Annotated in this window: 1 protein-coding gene; it reads left to right on the top strand. The window is 73.2% G+C overall.

Annotated features, from left to right (window positions below; all coding sequences use genetic code 11):
• Window positions 1–3: 3 nt before the first annotated feature.
• Window positions 4–2528, top strand: a 2525-nt coding sequence (locus tag AC07FV_RS34785; protein ID WP_479091764.1) for a beta-ketoacyl synthase N-terminal-like domain-containing protein, incomplete at its 3' end; no start/stop codon positions are given.

Genomic DNA, 2528 nt, shown 5'->3' with positions numbered 1-2528 from the left:
TCGGTGGTGTTGTCGGGTGATGTGGGTGTGCTGGAGTCGGTGGTGGGCCGGTTGGTGGGTGAGGGGGTGGAGTGCCGGCGGCTTGATGTGTCGCATGGGTTTCATTCGGTGTTGATGGAGCCGGTGTTGGGGGAGTTCCGGCGGGTGGTGGAGTCGTTGGAGTTCGGGCGGGTGCGTGCGGGTGTTGCGGTGGTGTCGGGGTTGACGGGTGGGGTGGTGGGTGGCGGGGAGTTGGGGGATGCGGAGTACTGGGTGCGGCACGCGCGGGAGGCGGTGCGGTTCGCGGACGGGGTGGAGGCGGTGCGGGGTCTGGGTGTGTCGACGTTGGTGGAGGTGGGTCCGCATGCGGTGCTGACGGGGATGGCGGGGGAGTGCCTCGAGGGGGCCGGTGATGTGGTGGTGGTGCCGGTGATGCGGCGGGGTCGTCCGGAGCGGGAGGTGTTCGAGGCGGCGGTGGCGACCGTGTTCACCCGGGACGCGGACCTGGACGTGAACGCCCTGCACACGGGCAGTGGTGGTGGCCGGCGCATCGACCTCCCCACCTACCCCTTCCAACGCCGTACCCACTGGTCGCCTGCGCTGGGCCGAGTCGGCGCGGCCGGCACCGGGCCGGGTGCGACCGCCCCCGATGTGGTGAGCCGCGCGGTGTCAGCGGAGCCAGAACCGGAGCCGGAGTCGGAGTCGGAGCCGGAGCCGGAGTCGATGTCCTCCGAGGAGGCCGTCCGCCTGGTCCGCGAGAGCACCGCGGCCGTCCTGGGCCATGACGACCCCGGCGAGATCGCGCTCGACCGCACCTTCACCTCCCAGGGCTTGGACTCGGTGACCGCGGTCGAGCTGCGCGACCTGCTGAAGCGTGCCACCGGGCGCCCCCTCGCCACCACGCTCGTCTACAACCTGCCCACCCCGCGTGCCGTAGCCGAGCACCTCGTGAAGGACGGGCGCGGGACGCGGGACGCGGGTGCCGATGAGCCGGGCGCGCTCTCCACGGCCGTGACAGGGGCGCGGGACGCCCGGAGCGTCACCCGGGACGACGACGACCCGATCGCCATCGTCGGTGTGGGCTGCCGCCTCCCCGGCGGCGTCGACTCGCGCGCCGCTCTCTGGGAGCTGCTGGAGTCCGGCGCCGACGCGATCTCGTCCTTCCCCGTCGACCGCGGCTGGGACCTCGACGGACTGTACGACCCCGAGCCGGGGACCCCGGGCAGGACCTATGTGCGGGAGGGCGGGTTCCTGCACGCGGCGGCCGAGTTCGACGCGGAGTTCTTCGGCATCTCGCCGCGCGAGGCCACGGCCATGGACCCGCAGCAGCGGTTGCTGCTGGAGACGTCGTGGGAGGCCCTCGAAGACGCCGGAGTGCTCCCCGAGTCACTGCGCGGCGGCGACGCCGGAGTGTTCATCGGCGCCACCGCACCGGAGTACGGGCCGAGGCTCCACGAGGGAGCGGACGGATACGAGGGCTACCTGCTCACCGGAACCACGGCGAGCGTGGCCTCCGGCCGGATCGCCTACACCCTCGGCACGGGCGGACCGGCGCTCACCGTCGACACGGCGTGCTCCTCGTCCCTGGTGGCGCTGCACCTGGCCGTGCAGGCGCTGCGCCGGGGTGAGTGCGGGCTGGCCCTGGCGGGCGGCGTCACGGTGATGTCGGGGCCCGGCATGTTCGTCGAGTTCTCGCGGCAGCGCGGACTCGCCGCCGACGGCCGCTGCATGCCGTTCTCCGCCGATGCCGACGGTACGGCGTGGTCCGAGGGCGCCGCCGTTCTGGCGTTGGAGCGGCTTTCCGACGCCCGGCGCGCGGGTCACCGGGTGCTGGCCGTGGTGCGCGGCAGCGCGGTCAACCAGGACGGTGCCAGTAACGGCCTGACCGCTCCCAACGGCTCCGCGCAGGAGGGCGTCATCCGAGCGGCCCTGGCCGACGCCGGCCTCGCGCCGGGTGACGTGGACGTGGTGGAGGCGCACGGTACGGGTACGGCGCTGGGCGATCCGATCGAGGCGGGTGCGCTGCTGGCCACGTACGGGCGTGAGCGCGCGGGTGACCCCCTGTGGCTGGGCTCGCTGAAGTCCAACGTCGGACACACCCAGGCCGCCGCCGGTGCCGCAGGGGTCATCAAGATGCTGCTGGCCCTGGAACACGGCACGCTGCCGCGGACACTGCACGCGGACCGGCTCAGCACACACGTCGACTGGTCGTCGGGCACGGTCGCCCTGCTGGCCGAGGCGCGCCGGTGGGCCCGCCGGCCGGACCGCCCGCGCCGGGCGGCCGTGTCCTCCTTCGGGATCAGTGGGACGAACGCGCATCTGATCATCGAGGAGGCACCGGACCGCGACGAGGTCGGGGCCGGCGGTGCTCCTGACCACGGCACAGGGGACACGCCCGTTCCGTCGCCGTTGGTGCTTTCGGGGCGGTCGGAGGGGGCGTTGCGGGCGCAGGCGGGTCGGTTGCGTGATCTGGTGGGGCGGTCGGGTGTGGCTGTGCGGGATGTGGCTTTCTCGTTGGTGTCGACGCGGACGCTTTTCGAGCAGCGTGC

It is taken from the genome of Streptomyces sp. NPDC045956, assembly GCF_056430705.1.
The sequence above is the reverse complement of the archived record's forward strand: the minus strand, read 5'-3'. Positions and strand labels throughout refer to the sequence as shown.